Below are 24,809 nucleotides of genomic sequence, written 5' to 3' on the forward strand. Positions count from 1 at the left end.
AAACTATTATGGAGATATACCTACTTTTTAAAAAGTAGACTAACGAGTTGCTTTTACAGTTGGAAAGTTATGTTTGGAAGAAACTAAGCTTAGTCTATCATTTCTTTATTTCTAACTACAAAAAATTAGCTTTAAGCTATTTTTAATTTGTCTCTTCTTTAAAATTGTATTTTAGCGCGCACATGCATATTTTAAAAAACATAGTAAGGTTTTTAAAGGCTTCTATAGTAAAACAGATTTTGTTTTGGTTGGGAGTGTACGTCTATTTTATTGGCACTGTAAACATGAATTATTATAGCGGGTATCTTGAAGTTTTAGAACACTATGCTATTTATGTTTTTTGTCAGTTTATAGTAGCTTATGCTTGTCTTAATTTTTTAGTTCCTAAGTTTTTAATCCCTAAAAAAAATATTCTATTTACAATATACCTTTTGCTTTTATTAGTTGGTGTGTTTATAATTTTTGTTGGGTTTCACGAATATTATCACATTCCAAAATATTTTAAGTCTAGTAATAACAGTGTATATGATTCTAATAAAATGTTTTGTGAAAAGCTATTAGATCTTCGAGTATTTTTAGGAAAATCAACAATAATCTTAACTCCCACTATATTATTAGTTATAGCTAAGTTTTACAAAGACCAACAAGCCTACTTACAACTTAATGAGCAAAAAATGTATACAGAACTATCTGTTTTAAAACATCAATTAAATCCGCATTTTTTATTCAATACTTTAAATAACTTATATGCTTTATCTATAGAAAAGTCTGACGAAGCTCCTGAGGTGATTGCAAAACTCTCGGAAATGTTAGACTATATGTTGTATGGATGTAATGACAAATACGTTTCGCTAAAAAAAGAAATTGAACTAATAGAAAACTATCTCGCTTTGGAAAAAGTTAGGTACGATGAACGAGTAGATATTAATTTTTATAAAGAAATAAAAACCGATGTTAAAATTGCTCCTTTAATCCTCCTGACATTTATAGAAAATGCCTTTAAGCACGGGGTTTCTCAAGAGTTAAAAAAAGCTTTTATACATATAAATATGTCTGTAGAAGAAGAATTTATAAAGTTCAATATTATGAATTCAAAGGCAAAAAATAGTATAGCTACAAATAAAAAAAGTATTGGCTTAAACAACGTAAAAAAGCAATTGGAATTATTATACCATAATAACTATTCTTTACATATTAAGGAAGATTCTAATAGTTTTAACTTGGACTTAAAATTACCTATAAAATGACATACAAATGTTTAATAGTTGATGATGAAAAGTTGGCTAGAGGTCTTATAAAAACACATTTATCTCAATTAGAAGATTTTGAACTAATTGCTTCTTGCAGTAGCGCTATTGAAGCTAGTAACATACTTCAAAAAGAAACTATCGATTTATTGTTTTTAGATATTGAAATGCCCGTTTTAAAGGGTACTGATTTTTTCAAAAACTTAGTAAACAAACCTAAAGTTATTTTTACCACAGCCTATAGAGATTATGCCGTTGAAGGATTTGAATTAAATGCAGTCGATTATATTTTAAAACCTATAACTTTTCAACGCTTTTTTAGTGCCATACAAAAGTTTAAAGTTTCACAAAAAGAAAGCATTGTTAACCCTTCAATAGTTTCTAATCATAATAACAACTCTTTTATTTATATTAGAAAAGACAGAAAACAAGTAAAAGTACATTTAGATTCTATTTTATATATAGAAAGTCTAAAAGACTACATTAAAATACATTTAGAAAAAGAAAAACATGTTACCAAATCTAGTATAACTGCTTTTGAAGAAAAGTTAGATCAACGATTTATAAGAATACATCGCTCATATATTGTTAACATTGATAAAATTACTGCATATACTAAAAATGATATTGAGATAGGAAAAATTGAAATCCCTATCGGTGAAAACTATAGAAGTAACCTAACTTTTATTGATTCATAATCAATTACGGTTGTTAAAACTTCATCAAAAAACAACATATAACATTCACAAATAATTTAGTAATTTCGACCCTCTAAATTACTTGTATGAAAGTTTGTATCGCCGAGAAACCTAGTGTAGCACGTGAGATTGCTAATATCTTAGGAGCCAATACCAAACGAGATGGATATTTCGAAGGTAATGGCTATGCTGTTACCTATACATTCGGTCATTTATGCACACTTTTAGAGCCAAAAGATTACAAACCACACTGGAAAAGTTGGGATTTGAACAATTTACCCATGCTTCCTGAACGTTTTGATACTAAAGTAACCAACGATAGTGGAATTCAGAAACAGTTCAATATTGTTAAATCTTTATTTGAAAAAGCCGACGTGGTTATCAACTGTGGGGATGCTGGTCAAGAAGGAGAGCTTATTCAACGTTGGGTTATCAATCAGGCAAATTACAAAGGTAAAATCCAACGATTATGGATTTCTTCCTTAACAGAAGAAGCTATAAAAGAAGGTTTTGAAAACCTAAAAGACAACGACGATTACAACAATTTATATTATGCGGGATTTTCTCGTGCTATAGGTGATTGGTTGTTAGGTTTAAATGCTACCCGTTTGTACACTGTAAAGTTTGGTGGTTACAAACAAGTCTTATCTATTGGTAGAGTGCAAACTCCTACCCTAGCTATGTTAGTTGATCGCTATAAAGAAATCCAAAACTTTAAACCTGAACCGTATTGGGAATTACAAACTCAATATCGTGAAACCTTATTTAGTTGTGAAGAAGGTCGTTTTCTAAAAAAAGAAGATGGACAAGCTTTTGCTGATAAAGTAAAAGAAAGTGATTTTGAAATAACTTCTGTTACAAAGAAAAAAGGGAAAGAATACGCACCTAAACTTTTCGATTTAACAGGCTTACAAGTATATTGTAACAACAAATTTGGCTTTTCTGCGGATGAAACCTTAAAAATTGTTCAAAAATTATATGAAATGAAAGTAGTTACCTATCCTAGAGTAGATACTACTTTTTTACCGAATGATATTTATCCTAAAGTTCCTAATATTTTAAAAGGGTTAAAGCAGTATGCTTCATTAACACAACCTTTATTAGGAAAGAAAATACGTAAGTCGAGTAAAGTTTTTAACGATAAAAAAGTTACCGATCACCATGCAATTATTCCTACAGGAGTAGAAATAAACTTACAGTACAATCAGCAACAAGTATATGATATCATCGTAAAACGATTTATTGCCGTGTTTTATCCTGATAGTGATATTTCTAAAACTGAAGTTAAAGGAGAAGCAGATAAAGTTCCTTTTAGAACTTCAGGAAAAGAAATACTTACCAAAGGTTGGCGAGCTGTTTTTGAATACGGAAGCGATACTAAAAAAACAGAAGAAAAAGATGTACTTCCTACCTTTGAAAAGGGAGAAAAAGGTCCGCACGAACCTTCATTTTTAGAAAAGGAAACAAAGCCTCCTAGAAATTATACCGAAGCGAGCTTATTACGTGCCATGGAAACTGCAGGGAAGCAAGTAGATGATGATGAAATGCGTGAATTAATGAAAGAAAATGGTATTGGACGACCATCTACACGTGCAAGTATTATTGAAACCTTGTTTAGAAGAAAATACATTGAGCGTCAAAAAAAATTAATTATTCCTACCCAAACAGGTATCGACTTGATTGATTTAATTGACAACGAACTTTTAAAATCTGCTGAATTAACAGGACTCTGGGAAAAACGTTTGAAGGAAATTGAACGTGGTGAATACCACGCTGCTACATTTATCAACCAAATGAAAAAAATGGTTGATGATTTGGTGTATGAAGTCCGTTCAAGCTCTAAGACAAAAAGGATTTCTTACGAAGCTCAAAAAACAAAACAAAAACCCAAGAAAGCAACTTCAAAAAAGAAAACCGTTGTTGGCAAAGAATGTCCAAAATGTAAGAAAGGACAATTATTAAAAGGAAGTGCTGCTTATGGTTGTTCTGCCTATAAAAATGGTTGTAATTTTACCTTAGCTTTTGAGTTTATGGATAAAAAAATATCCGAAAATCAACTAATTCGTTTGCTTGACAAAGGTTGTACTACCAACTTAAAAGGATTCAAACAAGAAGATAAAAAAGTAGAAGGTTTAGTTCGTTTTGATGATAATTTCAATTTAAAATTTGAACCTAAAAAAGGAGTTGTTACAAATGAAAAAATTACTTCGTCGCAAACTCCTCGTAATGACAATGAAAAAATAACTTGTCCTAAATGTAGCAAAGGAACTGTTTTAAAAGGAAAGTCTGCCTACGGATGTTCTGAGTATAAAAACGGTTGTGATTTTGTGTTTACTTTTGAAAACATCAAAAAAATGGCTAACGGACAACCGTTAACCAAAGAGTTAGTATATAAAATATTGACTTCTAAGTAAGCTCTTTATAATAGTATTCTATTAATTTCTCTGGGTTTTTAATGGTGTTTTTTATCCATTTAAAGTAGAGTATCTTCTTTTCTTCTTCTGATAGCTGCCAATTTAAATTTGTTCTTTTTAATCGGGTAGTTACATCTTGTAGTGTGATTGCTGCTGCTACTGAGATATTTAAGCTTTCGGTAAAACCAACCATCGGAATTTTTAAAAATCCATCTGCTTCTTGTTTTATGTAATCCGAAATTCCATCTTTTTCAGCACCAAAAACAAATGCTGATTTTTTTGTGACATCAAAATCAGGTAATATACACGAATCTGTATGTGGTGTGGTACCTATAATTTGATACCCTTTTGCTCTTAAATCTTCCAAACAAGCTTTTGTATTGTCTCCGTCTTCTTTATATCGATGAATATCAAGCCATTTTTGACTTCCTTTGGCTACATGTCTTGATACTTTGTTTGTGAACTTATTTTCTATGGCATATACATCTTGTATACCAAATATATCACAACTTCTTACCACTGCGCTTGCATTATGTGGCTGACAAATGTCTTCTAACACTACCGTAAAATAGCGTGTTCTTTCATTCAAAACTTTGTGAAATGTACCTTTCCTTTTTTCAGTAATGTAACCTTCTAAATAGGCTAATAATCCTTCATCAATCATACAACAAACATAGTGAATTTTCCTATTTTCTCTTATGCTTAAACAACTCGTTCTTTTTTAATAAAGGCAGTAAACTCTATTCACAACTAAATTAAAATGGTATAACAAGTACTCAAAGAGAAAATAAAACCCTAATTTAATTTTTTACTAATAAGTTGTCTTTCTTCTAGAGCAAGAATCAATAAATTAACATAATCATTTACAGTTTCTTCTATAGACTTAGGATCAATAATATCTATATATCCTTTCCAAATTAACTCTCGTTCTTTTGTAGGGCAAATACAATATAAAGAGGTTTCAGCTTTGTATATTTTATATTTTTCATAATAATTGGGGTCTTCTAGAATTTCACGGTGATTATAATAATCTTCCTTAAACTTTACATCTAGGTATTTTTTTTCTTTATATTTTTCTGAGAAGATTTTTCTATCTTCTACACCTACCACCTTAGTATAAAGTACTGCATCATAAAAGTTTGCTGTTAAAACATTTTCTATATGTTTTAATTCTTCATCTGTTTTTCCTTCCATTCTAAATTTTGGCTCAAAAATATCTAAACTTGGTACAGCTGCAATATCCCTAGATTCAAACTCCTTTTTTAGTAATTCTTCGAACTTATCTCTAGCCTCTAAATTTGGAGTCATACCAATAATTAACACTTTGGTTAATGATAGCGAATCTATTTCTGGGTTTTTCCAATCTTCAACTAATTGAGTTGTTGTACAACTATTAAGTGCGACAACTGTAATCGATAGTAATATTATTAACTTTATGGATAATTTCATTTTTACTAATTTATGTTATCTTCTTTTTAGATTTTTTTATGCTTACAGATAAAGTTACTAAATTCTTAGAAAAGCTAGAGTAATTTTCTCTTGGAGTTTACTTAAGTACTGAAAATTATCTTTTTAGAGGTTCAAATACATAAACAGGTATACAAAACAAAAAAAATAGAAAAACTATTTATATTATCGCTTTTGAAAAGAAGGTCTACAAATCCTAATTAATCAAGTAATATGCATAATAAATTTTTCTATTTTTAAAACTTTATTTTTTATCTATGAAAAAACGTTTGGTTGTATTAACAGGTGCTGGTATTAGTGCTGATAACTAAATTAACATTTAGAAATTAGAGTATTCATATATTTAACATATGTAAAGGTAAATTTTAGAATGAAGTTGTTTTAAAAAGACAAATTTCCCACCTCAATATAATCCTCTTGTTTTTCTAATTTTACGATGATTGTTCGTTTTTTTTCATTTTTCTTTCCATAATTTGTAAACATATTTACTTTTAAAATAGTTGGGCCAGATATCTTTTGAACATTATCTGAATAATAATCAATCATAATTTTATACTTCCCTTTAATAGCATTCTTTAGCATAAACTCCTCCGGTCCATAGCCTTCCGTCATATCTGTTGACATTCTTCCTCCAATAGCTGTTTCCTGATTTTTGTAATATGCTTTTTCTCCATTTGGATCAATAACCCATAAATCAATATCTGTATCATTATGATTCCAATCAACAACTATACGGACATCTACTGGAATTGATTTAAAAAACTTTCTCTGATGTTTACTTAGCTTTAATTTATTTCCATACTTGGATACTATTCTTATAAGCTCTACAAATACAACTGATTCTATACCATCAAATCGTTCTTCTTCATCTTTAACTAAAAGCTCTCCATTATAAATCTTATACAGTAAATTAAAGCTACCTTGATAATCTCCAGCTAGTTCATATGCTAATGCCAAATCTCTGTATGATTGAGGTTCTTCAGGTCTTAACTCTAATACTTTTTTATAAATTTCCTTTGCTAAGTCATACTCCTTAAAATACTCTAACTTATATGCCAATGCTTTTATAAGTTCATAATTATCTAGATCTATCTCTATTAAATTTGTCAAAATTCTAATTGCTAATTCTTTTTCTCCTTTTTGGTCAAAGAAATCAGCTACATCTATGTAGAACATCGGACTATTAGAATAATAATCTCTAATTTCTAAATATTTATTGTAAGCAGATAAAACCGAAGTTTCTTTTTTAAGAAAATCTAAATATGGAGTTTTAGGGTTCCACGCTTTTAATTCTATTCTTTCCTCTATCAACAAATTTAATTTCTCTATTTCTTTTTTATTAGTTTCTTTTCCTTTTTTTGTCGTAAAAATTATAATCCCATCCCTTGCTTTTTCTCCATAGAGTTTTATTGCATCAAAAGGTTTAATTACCTGTACAGCATCAATGTCTTTGGTATTTAATTTTCCTATAAAACTCTTTCTTACTGAAATTCCATCAACTATATACATTGGCTCATTTTGACTCAATGAACTGTTCCCTCTTATAGAAACTTTGGTTGTCCCTTCATTATCTTGAGAAATATTTACTCCTAAAGATTTACCAACTAAAGACTGAACAATATTACTATTTACTGATTTTGACTCTCTTGCTATACCTAGTCCAGTAACAACTACTTCATCAAGAACATTATCTTCTTCAAGCTCTATATTTACAGTATCACCGCTATTAATTATAACTTCTTTAGTTGAACATCCAACAAAAGAAAAAACTAAAACTTCATTCTCCTCCACATTAATAGCATAATTACCATCAAAATCAGTTTCAGTTCCTCGATTTGTTCCCTTTACTATTACACTCACTCCAGGTAAAACGTCTGAAGAATCACTTACAGTACCTTTCACTACCTTTTTAGAATAATCAACATCTACTCTTGGGTTGTCATCATGATTTTCATTCAAGTTGTTACCATTTGTTGTGTTTGTAGTGTTATTTTCTTGATTTGTATTAGAATTTCTAACCCTAGATGTTTGAGTTGCTCTTTTTTTCTTCTGCTTCTTCTCTGGGTATCTATGATTATACCATTTTATAATATCCTTATATTGACCAAAAAGGTCTTCTCTTCTATCTTCAATATCTTCTATGGTTGAAACTTGATCTTCCTCTTTTTCTTTTAACAACTCTTTGTAACGAGATCTTAATTCTTTTGGTGGCTCTATGCCATATCGTACATAATCTTCAATTCTATCTAAAATTAACATTGAAGTGTAATCTGTAACCAAATGATGTTGTTTCGCCAAGGAAATAATTTCTTTCTTATTCTTTTCTTTTTCCTTATTTAAATATTTCAATTTCTCCTTTGCCCAAAGTCTCTTAACATGATTTGAAGCTACAGAATTCTCCAAGTTAAGAGTTAATACTTTTGTAACCTTTCCTTGATATCCGAACTCTAATTCAACTGAGGGGCTCCCCTTAAACCTTCCTGTAATTACAAAATCACTTGTAACATTTGTTCTTCTTTTTGGGTATACTTCATCCAGATTAGCATCACTCTTAAAACCTAAAAACTGTAATACTTCTTGTTTTAATAATATATATCCTTCTTCACTATTAAGTTTTCCTAAGTTTATATATACAGCTCCTTGATCAGTGGCAATCTTATTTAATAAAAAATGATTAGCGGATGTTAATGAGTTAATTGTATAAACTATTTTCTTCTTAAACCCTTCTATAGTTCCTAGGTTAGTCAATCCATCAGAAAATAAAAGTATTTCGTCTGAATTTAATTTTAAGGTACTTAGTGTTTCTAAATTAGTTCCCCCATCATAAGTTTGAGATTGTATCTCTTTTCTAAGTTTATCCCATATACCGTTAGTTATAACGAATTTCTCACCTTTATTTTTTGTATTATTAAAAGAGATAAATTCAACTTCCACATTTTGTATGTAGTTAAAATATTTATTCAAAAGCTCTATTTCTTTATTTAAATTTTTATTTCTCATTGAAAAAGAAACATCCCAAAGAATACTTATCTTTTTAGGTTTTTCTTTATTTCTAGGTTTGTTTTTCAATGGAATCGAGCTATAAAAATAATCTCCATAGCTTACATTTTCAGAATTAGAAGGCTTTTTTAACTCTACTTTAATTGGTTTTTGAGGAGCTACATTCTCTTTAACTAAAGAAGCACTCATTACACTTCCTTTCTTAATAAAATGTAAATCTTTAAAAAACTCGCTTTTTACAACAGGTAGTTTAGATATTCCATAAGTAAAAATATCTAAAGAAAAATTATCTACAACTTTCTTAATTCCTAAAGGAAGCTCATATACAAGTTTATCGTTAACTATAGAAAGTTTTTCTTCATACGTTAAAACTACTCTTTTATATTTTTTAGGAAAAATTGGGTACACCCTTGCCTTATAATTGTTACCTGATGTTTTTTCTAAAAGTGCAGGATCAATATTTTGCCTAACAGTAGTTTCATAAGCAACTCGAGCTAATTCTTTTTCTACAACTACAGCTTCTCTTAACTTCCCATTTAAATCCATCGAAAATTGATATACAGATTGTCCTTCTCCTAAAGGAAATATCAAATCCCCTTCTAGTGTTCTGTCTAAATTATTATAAAACTCCATATCATAAGTAGTAGTAGCAAAATCACCTGTAATATTTACTTCTACTTTTAGACTTGATAGTTTTAGTTCACTAGAATCTTTTAAAATAATTTTTGGAGTGCCTTGAGAAAAAAGACCAAAACTTACCAATAAAACGTTAATGAATAATATTTTTTTCATAGTTAATACTTTAAATTTTAGATAAAACTGAGCTTTTATCTTGAAGAATAAAATTAGGAATGAGTGTAGCTCTCTTTTTAATGAGTAAAGTGGTTCAGATAGAAAAGGAAAAATTTTCATAGCAATACAAATTTACCTAATTTTTCTTTTCTAAAGAAGCATAAAACTATTCTATAATAAAGATAAGAACCTTCTAAATAAATTAATTACCCTTCATTAATTCCACAGTAAGTAAAATATTATATTTTAGTTTTATGAAAAAACGTTTAGTAGTATTAACAGGAGCAGGTATTAGTGCCGAAAGTGGTTTAAAAACTTTTAGAGATGCTGATGGCTTATGGGAAGGTCATGATATTTATGAAGTGGCTTCTCCACAAGGGTTTCATGCTAATCCTGAATTGGTGTTGGATTTTTACAATCAACGTAGAAGACAACTCTTAGAAGTTTCTCCTAATAAAGCACATCACAATTTAGTTTCTTTAGAGAATGATTTTGAAGTTGATATTATTACTCAAAACGTAGATGATTTACATGAAAGAGCTGGAAACAAAAATGTAATACATCTACATGGTGAACTATTAAAAGCTCGTAGTACCAAAAACAAATATCTTGTTTATGATTGGAATAAAGATATTGTTATGGGTGATGTATGCGAAGAAAATGCTCAATTACGCCCTCATATTGTTTGGTTTGGTGAAGATGTTCCTCTTTTGGAAAAAGCTGCAGAAATTACTTTACAAGCAGATATTTTAGTGATTATAGGAACTTCTATGCAAGTATATCCTGCTGCTAGTTTGGTTAATTATGTACAGCATAATACACCTATTTATTTTATAGATCCTAAACCTGCTGTAAATAAAAACGCCTTCAATAACTTAACTATTATTGAAGACGTTGCTAGTTCTGGTACTGATAAATTAATTACTATGCTAAAATAAAGCTTAGCATCTAAGTTTTATGAATTTGATGTTAATCGATCAAAATACTCATACAATTCTCCTTTAGAGATGTTACTTCCTTTTTCAATCAAATCAAAAAGTTCAACATTTCTTTCTTCTTGATATGCTTTTGAGCCTCTTAAAAACTCAATTGCTTCATCATTTGGATTTTTTAGTAACCACTCAAACCCTTCTTGCTCCAAAACATTAATATCTTTTTCTATTTTTATTACAATACGATGTATTTCCTTTTCTTCACATTTAAACAGATTTACTAAGTTTGGAGAAAAATGTTCTAAGTACGCTGTTCTAGTCAATACATCATCCCAAACGACATCACTAAATACATTCATTTCATCTTCTGCTACATTTGGTTTCTCTTTTTTTAGTTCATCCCATTCTTTTTTATCAATGTTTTGAGATGCTAAAAATCGAGCAAATTCTTCATGTAATCCTTCAAACTGTTCTTTTGTAAGTTGTCTATATTTCAAACGTTTTAAGTTTTTTATTTATTGATTTATTATAATTATAAAATTAAGAACGTTTGCAACCACTCGCTCCACTCGTTCTCTCATTAAAAATTTTAAAGAAAATCTTTTATAAAGAAAATTTTAAAATTTATTAATGTTTGTTTCATTTGGCAATTTTAGTAATAAATTAGGGTTAGGACAATTTTCCTTGTAAAAACCTAGGCTTTTTTTTGAAGAAACACCTGGATAATCTCCTTTATAATCTTCAATATCTATCATTAACTGAAAATGTAAGTGAGGAGCATAATCCCCATTTACAGAACTATCTCCTAAAGTTCCTATCTTCTCCCCTTTTTTAACCTTTGTACCAACTGATAAGTCTTCTAAAGATTCTAATGATAAATGACCGTATAATGAATAAAACTCATTTCCGTCTATTAAATGTTTTACAATAATTGTTGGCCCGTAATCTCCATAGTTTAAATTGTTTTTAAAACTATGAATTTCCCCATCTAATACAGCTAAAATATCTGTACCTGCATCACACCACAAATCAATTCCCAAATGAATATTTCGTTGGTTTTCTTCTGATAGTTTATTAAAATGCTCACTTCTACTATAAATATCTCTTACTTCCAAATATCCTCCAAAAGCAACTGTTTTTTTATGTTTTGAAAAATAATTTTCTAAATAAGCCTCCCATTCTTTTGATGAAGAAACATCAAAACTTAATTCTTCGTTAGATGCTGCTATTGAAATTGGAATGTATTCGCTAAAAGGTATACTCGTATCAACTACATGCAATGGTTTTTGAGATATATTATTTAAAAAGTCTTTCATAAAATGAATTTTATATATAAAATAAGAGTAACCAAAAATAATTGATTACTCTTAAAATATAAGGGGAATTAAGCGTATTAATTAATTTTAAACGCTATGATACAGTTTTCTGTTATCTTGAAACGGTTCCTGTAATAGTTACCAATGGTCCAACTCCTAAATCTATAGCAACATGATCTTGAGCATCGTCAGCTACTTTTTTAGCTAATGGTTTAAGAGTAAAAGGTGCTGGACTATTGTCTGGATTTGGTTCTACTGTAATTACAATAGTTGAACCTCTTAAATCAGTTGGAAAAGTTACTCCGTCTGGAGCATTTAGCAAGAAATCTTCTCCTGGGAAAAATCCATCAGCTCCATTTGGTGCTGGTAAATCCATAGGCCCACTAAAGCCATCAAACTCATCTGTTGCAGCAAGTTTTGTGAATTTACCTGTAGTAACTGGTACTCCATTTATCACAGCCCATCCTTCATACTTCCATCCTTCATCTAATTCTGGTAATCCTAAACCTACTTGTGGTGGCATTCCTGGTTCTAAAAACCAAACACCACTTCTTTCGTTTGTGTTTTCTCCATCTGTTGGTGTAGCTAAAATGAATTTCCCCCAAGAACTACTAAAATCTCCAACAATGTTCGAGTTTATAGAAGCACTATTTCCTGAAAAATCTCCTGCTAAAATTTTAGTACTTGATGGTGCTGGGTCTGGATCGTTTGTTGGTTCAATGGTTAAAACAAAGGTAGATGCCGCTGATAGCATATCTGAATCTACTACAAAAGAACTTTTAGATAATTCTCCTGAATCATTAACATTAAAAGCACCTGTTGATACTGGCGAACCTCCAACAATTATCCAACCTTCGTACACATAGTCAGCTCCTAAGTTTTCTAAACCATTAACATTTAAACTTAAATTTGATGTCTTTGGTGTGTTATCGTTATCATCGCTACAAGCAACAAAAGTTAACGCACTTACTGCTGCTATTGTTAAAAGTATTTTTTTCATTGTTTTTGTAATTTTGAATTTATACAAAAACAAAGTTACCTGCCCCTTTTCTATTAAAATGTTAGCTAGCTTACACTTACGCTACTTTATTAAGTAATCGTATTTCTTTTCTGTTAAAATCAATGACTTTTTCTTGCTTTAACTCATTCATTAAAGTATTTAATGTTGGCCTTGATGTTCCTATTAAGCTAGCAATATCTTTTTGTGTGTATGGATGTTCTATTACTTGATCTCCTGTCTTTTCACATTCATGTCCATATTCTTCACACAACTCTTTAAAAAACTCTAATAATCGAGTACGTGTATCTTTAAATAATAATAATTGAAGTCTTCTCTCTAATCTTTTTATCCGCAATCCTATAAATTTGTAAATCTTAAAACTTACAGATACATTATCTCTCATTAATGAATACATGGTTTCTCTAGATACAGGACAAATTTCTGTTGCATTATCTATAGATTGAGCAAATTCATTTCGTCTTTCAACTCCTAAAATTGCTTTTTCACCAAATATTTCTCCTTTAGTTAGTATTGCTTTGATTACTTCTTCACCTTCTTCCGTATAGTACCCTATTTTTACTTTTCCTTTATCTATTAAATAAATTTTATTTGCAGCATCTTCTTCAAAATAGATATAATCTTTCTTTTTATATTTATTCAGTGTGTGGTTTTCTTTAAAAGCAGGATATTTGTGGGGACACAATATTTTAAACAAGTTAACATCCTCAAAGTACCAAAGTGCACTCATAGTTTTTACTTTTAAATTTTAAGTCGAAAAAATTAAAAGCGCATTACAAAAAAAGCTCTGGAAAACTCCAGAGCCTTTATACTATTAATATTTAAAATACTATTTATTAAGCATTTTGTTTTTTGATTAAGTTTAAAGCTGAGCCTTCTTTAAACCACTCTATTTGTCCTTTGTTATAGGTATGATTAGTTACAATGATATCTTTTGAACCATCTGCATGAACCACTTCAATAGTTAACGGTTTTCCTGGAGCAAATTCATTTAAGTCCAAGAAGTTGAATGTATCATCTTCTTGAATTAAATCGTAATCAGCTTCATTATCAAATGTTAACCCTAACATCCCTTGTTTTTTCAAGTTTGTTTCATGAATACGTGCAAATGATTTTACTAACACAGCTGCCACTCCTAAATGACGTGGTTCCATTGCTGCATGTTCACGAGAAGACCCCTCACCATAGTTATGATCTCCTACTACAACTGTTTTAATTCCTTTTGCTTTGTACTCACGCTGCACTTTAGGCACAGCATCATACTCTCCTGTTAACTGATTTTTCACGAAGTTTGTCTTCATGTTAAAAGCATTTACAGCTCCAATTAACATATTGTTAGAAATATTATCTAAATGTCCACGATAACGTAACCAAGGTCCCGCCATAGATATATGGTCAGTTGTACACTTTCCATGAGCTTTGATTAACAATTTAGCATCTTTAATAGTATCTCCTAATGGTTCAAACGGAGTTAACAACTCTAAACGCTCTGAATTAGGATTTACTACTATTTCTACATGGCTTCCATCAGCCTCTGGCTCTAAATATCCATTATCATCTACTTCAAATCCTTTTGGAGGTAATTCCCAACCTGTAGGTTCGTCTAACATTACCTCTTCTCCATTCTCATTAATTAGTTTATCTGTTAATGGATTAAAATCTAGGCGTCCTGCAATGGCAATGGCTGCTGTTAATTCTGGTGAAGCTACAAAAGCATGTGTATTTGGATTTCCATCAGCACGTTTAGCAAAGTTTCGATTGAAAGAGTGAACAATACTATTTTTAGGTGCATTTTTAGGGTCCTCATAACGTCCCCATTGTCCAATACACGGTCCACATGCATTGGTAAATATCTTAGCGTCTAAATTTTCAAAAACTTGTAAGATTCCATCTCTTTCTGCTGTGTAACGTACTTGCTCCGAACCTGGGTTAATACCAAATTCTGCTTTAGTTTTCAATCCTTTGTCTATAGCTTGCTGTGCAATAGAAGCAGCACGTGATAAGTCTTCATAAGAAGAGTTTGTACAAGAACCTATTAACCCCCATTCTACTTGTAAAGGCCAATCGTTTGCTTGTGCTTTTTCTGTCATTTCTTTACCAACAGAAGTAGATAAATCAGGAGTAAAAGGTCCGTTTAATAATGGTCCTAATTCTGATAAATTAATTTCAATTACCTGATCAAAATATTGTTCAGGGTTTGCATACACTTCAGCATCTGCCGTTAAGTATTCTTTTATTTCATTTGCTGCGTCAGCAACATCGTTTCTATCAGTAGCACGTAAATAACGCTCCATAGACTCATCATAACCAAAAGTAGAGGTTGTTGCTCCAATCTCCGCACCCATGTTACAAATAGTCCCTTTACCTGTACATGACATTGCAGTAGCTCCGGGTCCAAAATATTCTACAATAGCACCTGTTCCTCCTTTTACGGTTAAAATTTCTGCTACTTTTAAAATCACGTCTTTAGGCGCTGTCCAACCAGATAATTTACCTGTTAATTTTACACCTATTAACTTAGGAAACTTCAATTCCCAAGGCATTCCTGCCATTACATCCACTGCATCAGCTCCACCTACTCCAATCGCCACCATTCCTAATCCTCCTGCATTCACTGTATGAGAATCTGTACCAATCATCATTCCTCCCGGAAATGCATAATTTTCTAATACTACTTGATGTATAATACCTGCTCCAGGTTTCCAGAAACCGATTCCATATTTATTAGAAACTGACTCTAAGAAGTTAAATACTTCGTTTGAGTTATTTAATGCTGTTTGTAAATCTGTTGAAGCACCTACTTTTGCTTGAATTAAGTGATCGCAATGCACCGTTGTTGGTACTGCTACTTTATCTTTTCCTGCTTGCATAAATTGCAATAACGCCATTTGGGCTGTTGCATCTTGACAAGCAATACGGTCTGGGGCAAAATCAACATAATCCTTTCCTCTTTCGAATGCTTTCGTTGGATTTCCGTCCCAAAGGTGTGTGTATAAAATTTTCTCTGCTAATGTTAAAGGTTTACCTGTAATTTCACGAGCAGCATCTACTCGTTCAACTACTTTATTGTATACCTCTTTTATCATATTAATATCAAAAGCCATATATGTAATTTTTTTGTTGCTGTACGAATTTACCAAAAAAAACAGTACAAAAGATGGAGTAACTATATAATTATAATAAGTTTAAATAAGTTTTTTCTATAGTAGAGTTTTATACAGAAATTAATTAATAACAACAAAGCCCGAGCTTTAATACTCGGGCTTCTATATTATAACTAATAGTTTCATTTAACTATGAAATTACTAGTTGTTTTTGAGATGGTTTAAATTTTGTTAAAACAATACCGTCTACTGCTTTTTCATATTCTTCCATAGTAGGTGTTCTTCCTAAAATAGTAGATAATACTACTACTGGTGTAGAAGATAATAGAGATTCACCTTTTTTCTCTCCAGAATCTTTTACAACTCTTCCTTGGAATAAACGTGTTGATGTAGCCATTACTGTATCTCCTGGCTCAGCTTTTTCTTGGTTACCCATACATAAGTTACATCCAGGACGCTCTAAGTATAACATGTTTTCATACTTTGTACGTGCTAATCCTTTAGGTGCATTATCATCAAACTCAAATCCTGAATACTTTTGTAATACTTCCCAATCTCCTTCTGCTTTTAACTCATCTACAATATTGTATGTAGGAGGTGCTACTACTAATGGAGCATTGAACTCTACCTTACCTTCTTGTGCTTCAATGTTTTTTAACATTTGAGCTAAGATTTTCATATCTCCTTTATGCACCATACAAGATCCTACGAAACCTAAATCTACTTTCTTAGTTCCTCCATAGAATGATAATGGACGAATTGTATCATGTGTATAACGTTTAGATACATCTTCGTTATTTACATCAGGATCTGCAATCATTGGTTCAGCAATTTCATCTAAATCAATAACAACCTCTGCATAGTATTTTGCATCTGCATCAGGTTTTAATGCTGACTTAATTCCTGTTTTAACTTCTTGAATTCTTGCATTTGCTTTCTCAACTAAACCTTTTAATACTTGCTTTTCATTATCCATTCCTTTATCAATCATGATTTGGATACGATCTCTGGCAATTTCTAATGATTCAATTAATGTTTCATCTTCTGAAATACAAATAGAAGCTTTAGCTTTCATTTCAGCAGTCCAGTCAGTAAATGTAAAGGCTTGGTCAGCTGTTAAGGTTCCGATATGTACTTCAATAACTCTTCCTTGGAAAACATTTTCTCCGTCAAACTGCTTTAACATTTGTTGTTGCGTTGCGTGTACAACATCACGGAAATCCATGAAACTTCTCATGTCTCCTTTAAACGTTACTTTAACTGATTGTGGAATAGGCATTGTTGCTTCACCTGTTGCTAAAGCTAATGCTACAGTTCCTGAGTCAGCTCCAAAGGCAACTCCTTTTGACATACGTGTATGAGAATCTCCTCCAATAATAATATCCCAATCACTTACTGTAATGTCATTTAACACTTTATGAATTACATCTGTCATTGCAGGATATTGTCCTTTAGGATCACGCCCTGTAATTAAACCAAAGTCATTCATAAATTTCATTAACCTTGGAATGTTTGCTTTTGACTTATCATCCCATACAGAAGCTGTATGACAACCAGATTGGTAAGCTCCGTCAACTATTGGAGAAATAACAGTAGCAGCCATCATTTCTAATTCCTGAGAAGTCATTAAACCTGTAGTATCTTGAGAACCTACAATATTAACTTCTACACGAACATCAGAACCTGCATGTAATGTTTTTCCTGGAGTTGTTCCTACTGCATTTTTATTGAAGATTTTTTCAACTGCAGTTAATCCTTGTCCTTCTACAGATATTTCTTTAGAAGTAGCATATACTTGTGGTACATCAATTCCTAATACTTTAGCTGCAAATGTTTGTAATTTCTTACCAAAAACAACAGCATATGAACCTCCAGCTTTTATAAACTCCATTTTTTGTGGGGTTAATGCTGTAGAGATGTCTTTTAATTCTTTATCTCCGTTATATAATTTCTTGGTTTTTGTATTGATAGTTAAAACAGTTCCTGTTTCTACAGAATACTCTTGTTTTAAAACTGGCTCTCCATCTTCATCAACAATCGTATTACCTTCAGCATCTTTTTGCTTTACCCAGTTTTTAAGATCAATACCAATACCTCCTGTTACACCTACTGTAGTTAAGAAAATTGGAGAAATTCCGTTAGTACCTGCAATTACTGGGGCAATATTGATAAATGGAACGTACGGACTTGATTCTACACCTGTCCATAAAGCCACGTTATTAACACCTGACATTCTAGAAGAACCTACTCCCATAGTTCCTTTTTCAGCAACTAACATCACACGTTTATCTGGATGTTGCTCTTTAAGTGCTAACAACTCATTTTGCATATCTTTATTATGCTCAAAAATTGATTGCCCATGTAATTCACGGTCAGATCTTGAGTGTGCATCAGCACCTGGTGATAATAAGTCTGTTGATATATCTCCTACACCTGCTATATATGTAACTACTTTAATTTCTTCCTCTATTTCTGGAAGCTTAGTAAAAAACTCTGCTTGTGCATAGCTTTCGATAAGCTCTTTTGCTATTTTATTACCAGCTTTGTATGCTTCTTCTAAACGCTCTGTATCTGCTTCATATAAGAATACTTGAGTCTTTAATACTTTTGCTGCTTCTTCAGCAATTGCAGCATCGCTACCTAATGCTAAATCAAGTAAAACTTCTACAGAAGCTCCCCCCTTCATGTGTCCTAACTGCTCTAAAGCAAAAGATGGAGTAATCTCTTCCACTACAGATTCACCAAGAATAATCTCTTTTAAAAATTTTGCTTTTACAGCAGCAGCACTTGTTGTACCTGGTAAAACATTATAAATAAAGAAATTAAGAGAATCTTTTCTGTGTGGATTGTTTTCATCTTTAATTTGTGAGATGATTTCAGTTAACAATTCACTTCCATCGATAGGTTTAGGGTGAAGACCTTGACCTTTTCTTACTTCAATCTCCTTTAGGTAATCTGAGTATGTGTTCATAAAAAAGTTTTGTTTAAAATATTTTGAAGGAAATAGTAAAAACTACTATATATTAAAACTGGTTATTACAGCTTTATCCTGTTAATTTTTGCTTAGCAAAAGTAATATTTTAACCTTAATTTTAAAAATAAACAACAAAACAGTCCAAAAAGCAAATTAATTTAATTTGAAAGGCTTGTTTTTAGAAATATCTCAAAAAAACAACTGTAAAAACACCATATAATTATCAAATTGATAATTTAGTTTTTTAAAGAGATTAGAAAAAAATAGTATAATGATTCTAAATAGGAAAAAAAAGCAGACCCATAAGCTGGATTCTGTTCCTTATAAATAAGGCTCTTATCATTTATCTAGTTCTGAAATTACTCTCAGAATCAATCTGCCTACCCCTTAGAATCGCGCGAGTAGCACTCAAGCTCTAATGTACATGGCATTGCACCGCATAGAGTTTACCTGGTTTCACTACAGCATTACCTGTACATTCTTTCTGTTGCACTTGTCCTCGGTTTACACCGGACGGATGTTATCCGCTATGCTACTCTATGGTGTCCAGACTTTCCTACTTATATTTTCTATAAGTCGATAAGATAGGTCTGCTATTATATTGTTGTCAAATAAAAGTTCACACCTCTATTCATAAAAAAACCCACTCAAAAGAATTGAGTGGGAAAATTGCTATGAAAAAGAAAAAGTGTCTAGGACGTCTCCTAGACACTGCAAATATATAACTGTTTTTCGTTTAAAAAAAATTTTATTTAAAAAAAATTATCTTTTTTATGATTTTTTTAAGAAAACATATCTTTAACCTTTTCAAAGAAAGATTTGTCTGATTTCTGTGGGTTCGGGCTAAAGTTCTCATCTTCTTGCATTTCCTCGAAAAACTTACGTTGATCTTTAGTTAATTCTTGAGGAGTCCATACATTTATGTGAATTAAGAAATCTCCATGACCATAACGTTCAATACTTGGCAATCCTTTTCCTTTTAAACGTAAAATTTTACCTGATTGCGTTCCTGGTTCAATCTTAATCTTTACTTTTCCTGTAACTGTTTCTACTTCTTTCGATACTCCTAAAACTGCTTCTGAAAAGTTGATGTATAAATCATAGTGAATATTACTTCCTTCACGTTTTAAGTTTTCGTGTGGTACTTCTTCAATTAACACTAATAAATCTCCTGGAATTGAGTTTTTACCTGGAGCTTCATTTCCTTTACCACCTACTTTTAATTGTACTCCTTCTGTTACTCCTTCTGGAATATTGATAGAAACGGTTTCTTCTTTTACTACCATTCCTTGTGCATCTGCTCCACTTGGCTTTTTGTCTAGCATCTCTCCTGCTCCATGACAAGTACTACAAGTAGTAGCAGTTTGCATTCTTCCTAAAATAGTATTGGTTACACGCATTTGTTGCCCGCTACCATTACATGTTGAACATGTTTTATAGGTTACTCCTTCGGCTTGAACTTTTCTACGAACCTTTACCTTCTTTTCAACTCCTTTAGCAATATCTTCTAAGCTTAGTTTTACACGAATACGTAAGTTGCTACCTTTTACTCGTGCTTGACGGTGACCTCCACCACCAAAACCACCGAAACCGCCACCAAAGGCTCCTCCGAAAATATCTCCAAACTGGCTAAATATGTCATCCATATTCATACCGCCACCACCGAAGCCTCCATGACCTCCTTCAAAAGCAGCATGACCATACTGATCGTAACGTGCTTTTTTATTATCGTCACTTAATACCTCATAGGCTTCTGCAGCTAATTTGAATTTTTCTTCTGCATCTTTATCATCAGGGTTCTTATCTGGATGGTACTTGATTGCCATCTTACGATATGCCTTTTTGATTTCAGCTTTTGAGGCTGATTTTGATATTCCTAATATTTCGTAATAATCTTGTTTTGCCATAACTTTCAATGTTCAATTAATTAGTAAACAGTTATTATAATTACTAATAATTGTATTAATGATGATTGTTTTACGCTTGCCCCATTACTACTTTAGGGTGACGAATAATTTTATCTCCTAACTTATATCCCTTCTCTACACAATCAATAATCTTTCCTTTTAAATCATCTGAAGGTGCTGGTATTTGTGTTATTGCATCATGAACTTCTGCATCAAAATCATCTCCTGGTTTTACTTCTATTTCTGTTAATCCTTTTTGAGTTAAGGTATTTTTAAACTTGTTATTAATAAGTTCCATTCCTTTTAACAGTTCAGAGTCTTCTGTTTTTTTAATTTCTGCCAAACCTCTATCAAAATCATCCATAATTGGCAGTAAAGCTGTCATTAATTCTTGACTTGCAGTTTTAAAAAGTTCAATACGTTCTTTAGAAGTACGTTTTTTGTAATTTTCAAACTCTGCAAATAATCGTAGATATTTATCTTTCTCAGCTTGAATTAATTCTTCTGCTGTTGGCTCTTCTTTAGCCTCAACCTCTTTATTTTCCTGAGTTTCTTCTTGATTCTCTCCTAAATCGCCATTTTTAATAGCGTCGTTAATTTCGTCTTCTTTTGTATATTGATCTTTACTCATTGTAAATCGTTTCATGTATTTAACACTTTTTGATTAACAAGAATACTGCCAATAAAAAAAATGTGTCATAATGACATTGTTAATATTATTTTATATCTGTCATACAAAAAAGTACATTTATCTTTTGTACAAACATCTCAAAATTATATATTTAAGAAATTTTTTATTAATTAATTTATAACATAAAAAGTCCCTCATTATGAAACAGAATTTTTTAAACATTTCAGGAGTTACAATTCTTTCAAAAAATCAACAAAAGAACTTAACAGGTGGTGCTGCTATTGATCTTAGTAAATGTGGATGTGATTGCTCTGGAAGCGTTACAGGCCCTATTTATTGTCATCAATATTTTGCTTGTACACAAGAATATACTTGTAGTGAAGAAATGTAAAAGTTAAAACATAAAAAAAAGCTGTTATCTAAACGATAACAGCTTTTTTATTTCTTATTCCTAACTAGTTTGGCACAACGCTAACTATTTTTGCTTTTGTAGGCACAATAAATTCTGCTTCTTTAAGGAATTTTATATTAGATAGTTTTGCCTCTCCTATTTGTTCTTCATATCCATTTTTTAAAGACCACATATGAAATGTCCAATTTGTAGCAATTGGTATTGAATTAACCTGTTCAATTTGATTATACTTAATAGCATGAGGTTCTTTTTCTGCTTTTTCTTTTCCTTTACCAAAGGTTACAATATATGCTGCTCCTTCTAAAATATTTGTTTTTGGATTTTTATATATCACATACCAATCGTCAGGTGCATCACCTGTACCAGACTCAAAAGTCAATCTACCTGTTGTAAAATTTTCAGTTCCCCATTTGTTTTCACTAAAATTAGACCAAATAGTTCCTTGATCGTTAAGTTTATATGGTAAGCCTAAAAAATATGACCATGTAAAAATATCAAAACGAGCTGTAGCCATATCCTTTTTATTTACTCCTAATGCATACACTTCTTTTCCATCAAAAATAATTAATGAACCATCTTCCTTTTCTATTTTTATTTTACCTCCTCCTGGTTCTTGTGTTATAACACCTTTTAAATGTTTTTTTCCTCCAAAAGTTATATCAATGGTATATTTAAGGTACTTCTTCCCCATAAATACATTCTTTTTATGAGCTTTTTCTATTGATGATGTAAAAGTTTGGGAATTCTCTTGGGCTGTAAAAATTGTTACCTGAAATAATAATACTGCAAGTATGATTCTTGTTTTCATAATATTGATTAAAATTAATCCACTAAGTCGAAATAAACATACTTCAATTACACTTTAATCATAAAAAAATCCCAAATCAGTTGATTTGGGATTTATATTTATTTCTCGATGTTACTTTTTTAATCATCAATTCTTTCAATTTTAGCTCCAATTGATTTTAAACGTGCTTCAATATCTTCGTAACCTCTATCAATCTGTTCTATATTATTGATAATACTTGTTCCTTTAGCAGATAATGCTGCTATTAATAAAGAAATACCTGCTCTAATATCTGGTGAAGTCATTTTAGTTGCCTTCAACTGAGATTTAAAGTCATGTCCAATTACTGTAGCTCTGTGTGGGTCACATAAAATTACTTTTGCTCCCATATCGATTAATTTGTCAACAAAGAACAAACGGCTTTCAAACATTTTCTGATGAATTAATACTGTTCCTTTTGCTTGTGTAGCTACTACTAGAACAATACTTAACAAATCTGGTGTAAATCCTGGCCATGGTGCATCTGCTACCGTCAATACCGACCCATCAATATAACTTTGAATCTCATAACTATCTTGTTCTGGAATAAAGATATCATCTCCTACTTTTTCTAGTTGAATTCCTAACTTTCTAAATACATTAGGAATTTGACCTAAATCATTCCAACTTACATTTTTAATTGTTAATTCAGAACGAGTCATAGCTGCCATACCTATCCAACTACCAATTTCAATCATATCTGGTAAGATAGTATGTTCACAACCTCCTAATGATTCTACTCCTTCAATTGTAAGTAAGTTAGATCCTACACCAGAAATTTTTGCACCCATAGAGTTCAACATTTTTGATAATTGTTGAATATAAGGTTCACAAGCTGCATTATATATTGTTGTAGTTCCTTTAGCTAGCACTGCAGCCATAATAATGTTTGCGGTACCTGTTACTGAAGCTTCATCTAACAGCATTTCTGCTCCTACTAACCCTGTTTCAGTTTCTACTCCATAGAAATACTCTTCACGATTATAACGGAACTTAGCACCTAAGTTAATGAACCCTTCAAAGTGAGTATCTAAACGACGGCGTCCAATTTTATCTCCTCCTGGACGTGGAATATATCCTTTTCCAAAACGAGCTAATAACGGGCCAACAATCATAATAGACCCTCTTAAAGAACTTCCATCCCTTTTAAATTCTGGTGACTCTAGATATTTTAAATTGATATCATCTGCTTGGAAACTATACGAGTTTTTAGAGAACTTTTCTACTTTAACCCCTAATTCTCCTAAAATAAAAATCAGTTTATTAACATCAATAATGTCAGGAACATTGTTTATAATTACTTTTTCTGACGTTAATAACACCGCACATATTACCTGTAATGCTTCATTTTTTGCTCCTTGTGGTGTTATTGTTCCTTTTAACTTGTGACCTCCTTCTATTTTAAATGATGCCATTTACTTTTTTCTGTATTTAGTATTTGTTTTTCCTTTTGATTTATGCTGTCCTTGACCACCTCTTTTTCTTAGTAAGCTCTTACTATCTGTAAGCTCTTCTTCAGTATTACGTATATCTATTTCCCCATCAGATAACTCATACAAATGATCAAAAATAACACTATCTTCAACTGTATCTTTATTCCAGTTTAAATAGCATTTTTTCATGTGATTAGCAATGGTAAACACCAAAGCTTCTTTCATTTCTCCTTCTTCCCATGTTAACGCAACATCAATCATGGTTTGGATATTTGTTCCATAAAAGCGGTACTTTGATGCTGATTTAGGGTATGGCAATCGCTCAGGAGATTCTTGTAACTCTTCCTTTGAAGGTGTTTCGTATGGAGAATCTACATCTAACTGAAAATCTGCCATTATATGTAACTGATCCCAAAGTTTATGTTTAAAATCAGGTACATCTCGTAAATGAGGTTGCAAATTCCCCATAACGTCAATAATAGCTTTGGCCATTGTATTTCTTTCTTCTTTATCTTCTAAAGCGATACAATGGTTCACTAACTTTTGTATATGTCTCCCATATTCTGGGATAATTAATTTGGATCTTTTCGAATTGTATTCTAAATCAAACGTCATTTCTCTATATTTTATCTATGCAA

19 protein-coding genes and 1 other RNA gene are annotated in these 24,809 nt (G+C 31.3%); 5 read left to right on the forward strand and 15 right to left on the reverse strand.

Translation table 11 applies throughout. From position 1 onward, the window contains the following. Positions 1 to 284: 284 nt before the first annotated feature. The 3 genes from VCM48_RS03620 (at position 285) to VCM48_RS03630 (ending at position 4,359) form a co-directional block, all read left to right on the forward strand. Positions 285 to 1,247 (forward strand): sensor histidine kinase, encoded by a 963-nt coding sequence (locus tag VCM48_RS03620; RefSeq protein WP_482271653.1) that lies wholly within the window; start codon positions 285 to 287, stop codon positions 1,245 to 1,247. After that, positions 1,244 to 1,945, forward strand: coding sequence for a LytR/AlgR family response regulator transcription factor (locus tag VCM48_RS03625; protein ID WP_482271654.1), 702 nt, complete (start codon positions 1,244 to 1,246; stop codon positions 1,943 to 1,945). The genes VCM48_RS03620 and VCM48_RS03625 overlap by 4 nt, the downstream gene beginning before the upstream one ends. Before the next feature lie 86 nt (positions 1,946 to 2,031). Then, positions 2,032 to 4,359, forward strand: coding sequence for a type IA DNA topoisomerase (locus tag VCM48_RS03630; RefSeq protein ID WP_482271655.1), 2,328 nt, complete (start codon positions 2,032 to 2,034; stop codon positions 4,357 to 4,359). On the opposite strand, the gene VCM48_RS03635 is transcribed toward VCM48_RS03630, so the two are convergent. The 3 genes from VCM48_RS03635 to VCM48_RS03645 all read right to left on the reverse strand — a co-directional run bounded on the left by VCM48_RS03635 (position 4,352) and on the right by VCM48_RS03645 (position 9,618). Beyond that, positions 4,352 to 5,023, reverse strand: a complete 672-nt coding sequence (locus VCM48_RS03635) for a TrmH family RNA methyltransferase (protein WP_482271656.1) — start codon at positions 5,021 to 5,023, stop codon at positions 4,352 to 4,354. The genes VCM48_RS03630 and VCM48_RS03635 overlap by 8 nt on opposite strands. A 131-nt stretch (positions 5,024 to 5,154) precedes the next feature. Continuing rightward, complete coding sequence (locus tag VCM48_RS03640) at positions 5,155 to 5,808, reverse strand: hypothetical protein (protein ID WP_482271657.1); 654 nt, start codon at positions 5,806 to 5,808, stop codon at positions 5,155 to 5,157. Between the two features lie 399 nt (positions 5,809 to 6,207). Then, positions 6,208 to 9,618, reverse strand: coding sequence for a VIT domain-containing protein (locus VCM48_RS03645; protein ID WP_482271658.1), 3,411 nt, complete (start codon positions 9,616 to 9,618; stop codon positions 6,208 to 6,210). Positions 9,619 to 9,872: 254 nt separating this feature from the next. Here VCM48_RS03645 and VCM48_RS03650 point away from each other — a divergent pair, with 254 nt between their 5' ends. Next, entirely contained in the window at positions 9,873 to 10,556 is a 684-nt protein-coding gene (locus VCM48_RS03650) for an SIR2 family NAD-dependent protein deacylase (RefSeq protein ID WP_482271659.1), read from the forward strand. A 17-nt stretch (positions 10,557 to 10,573) separates the two neighbouring features. Here VCM48_RS03650 and VCM48_RS03655 read toward each other — a convergent pair whose 3' ends face one another. From VCM48_RS03655 to VCM48_RS03695, 9 genes are all read right to left on the reverse strand, one after another. Beyond that, entirely contained in the window at positions 10,574 to 11,047 is a 474-nt protein-coding gene (locus tag VCM48_RS03655) for a DUF6495 family protein (RefSeq protein ID WP_440121868.1), read from the reverse strand. 120 nt (positions 11,048 to 11,167) lie between these two features. Beyond that, positions 11,168 to 11,866: a peptidoglycan DD-metalloendopeptidase family protein gene (locus VCM48_RS03660; RefSeq protein WP_482271660.1), complete on the reverse strand. Its 699-nt coding sequence runs from the start codon at positions 11,864 to 11,866 to the stop codon at positions 11,168 to 11,170. A gap of 112 nt (positions 11,867 to 11,978) precedes the next feature. After that, positions 11,979 to 12,866 carry an anti-sigma factor gene (locus VCM48_RS03665; RefSeq protein WP_482271661.1) on the reverse strand — a complete coding sequence of 296 codons (888 nt, stop codon included), beginning with the start codon at positions 12,864 to 12,866 and terminating at the stop codon, positions 11,979 to 11,981. Between the two features lie 76 nt (positions 12,867 to 12,942). Further along, positions 12,943 to 13,614 (reverse strand): Crp/Fnr family transcriptional regulator, encoded by a 672-nt coding sequence (locus VCM48_RS03670; protein WP_440121872.1) that lies wholly within the window; start codon positions 13,612 to 13,614, stop codon positions 12,943 to 12,945. Between the two features lie 106 nt (positions 13,615 to 13,720). Next, positions 13,721 to 15,988: an aconitate hydratase gene (locus VCM48_RS03675; protein WP_482271662.1), complete on the reverse strand. Its 2,268-nt coding sequence runs from the start codon at positions 15,986 to 15,988 to the stop codon at positions 13,721 to 13,723. Positions 15,989 to 16,178: 190 nt separating this feature from the next. After that, positions 16,179 to 18,959, reverse strand: coding sequence for a bifunctional aconitate hydratase 2/2-methylisocitrate dehydratase (locus VCM48_RS03680; protein ID WP_482271663.1), 2,781 nt, complete (start codon positions 18,957 to 18,959; stop codon positions 16,179 to 16,181). Between the two features lie 290 nt (positions 18,960 to 19,249). Beyond that, an RNA gene (gene rnpB / locus VCM48_RS03685) (RNase P RNA component class A) lies at positions 19,250 to 19,559 on the reverse strand. Positions 19,560 to 19,744: 185 nt separating this feature from the next. Next, on the reverse strand, positions 19,745 to 20,869 hold the full coding sequence (dnaJ, locus tag VCM48_RS03690) for a molecular chaperone DnaJ (protein WP_482271664.1): 1,125 nt from the start codon (positions 20,867 to 20,869) through the stop codon (positions 19,745 to 19,747). Positions 20,870 to 20,939: 70 nt separating this feature from the next. Continuing rightward, positions 20,940 to 21,515: a nucleotide exchange factor GrpE gene (locus VCM48_RS03695; protein WP_440121875.1), complete on the reverse strand. Its 576-nt coding sequence runs from the start codon at positions 21,513 to 21,515 to the stop codon at positions 20,940 to 20,942. 184 nt (positions 21,516 to 21,699) lie between these two features. On the opposite strand from VCM48_RS03695, the gene VCM48_RS03700 reads away from it, so the two are divergent. After that, on the forward strand, positions 21,700 to 21,891 hold the full coding sequence (locus VCM48_RS03700; protein ID WP_099216630.1) for a hypothetical protein: 192 nt from the start codon (positions 21,700 to 21,702) through the stop codon (positions 21,889 to 21,891). Positions 21,892 to 21,955: 64 nt separating this feature from the next. On the opposite strand, the gene VCM48_RS03705 is transcribed toward VCM48_RS03700, so the two are convergent. The 3 genes from VCM48_RS03705 to VCM48_RS03715 all read right to left on the reverse strand — a co-directional run bounded on the left by VCM48_RS03705 (position 21,956) and on the right by VCM48_RS03715 (position 24,786). Beyond that, positions 21,956 to 22,720 carry a DUF6503 family protein gene (locus VCM48_RS03705; RefSeq protein ID WP_482271665.1) on the reverse strand — a complete coding sequence of 255 codons (765 nt, stop codon included), beginning with the start codon at positions 22,718 to 22,720 and terminating at the stop codon, positions 21,956 to 21,958. A 119-nt stretch (positions 22,721 to 22,839) separates the two neighbouring features. After that, entirely contained in the window at positions 22,840 to 24,153 is a 1,314-nt protein-coding gene (murA, locus tag VCM48_RS03710) for a UDP-N-acetylglucosamine 1-carboxyvinyltransferase (RefSeq protein WP_482271666.1), read from the reverse strand. Then, positions 24,154 to 24,786 (reverse strand): DUF4290 domain-containing protein, encoded by a 633-nt coding sequence (locus VCM48_RS03715; RefSeq protein ID WP_274640998.1) that lies wholly within the window; start codon positions 24,784 to 24,786, stop codon positions 24,154 to 24,156. Positions 24,787 to 24,809 lie beyond the last annotated feature (23 nt).

The sequence above is a fragment of the Tenacibaculum sp. DPLXC6 genome, from assembly GCF_056815515.1.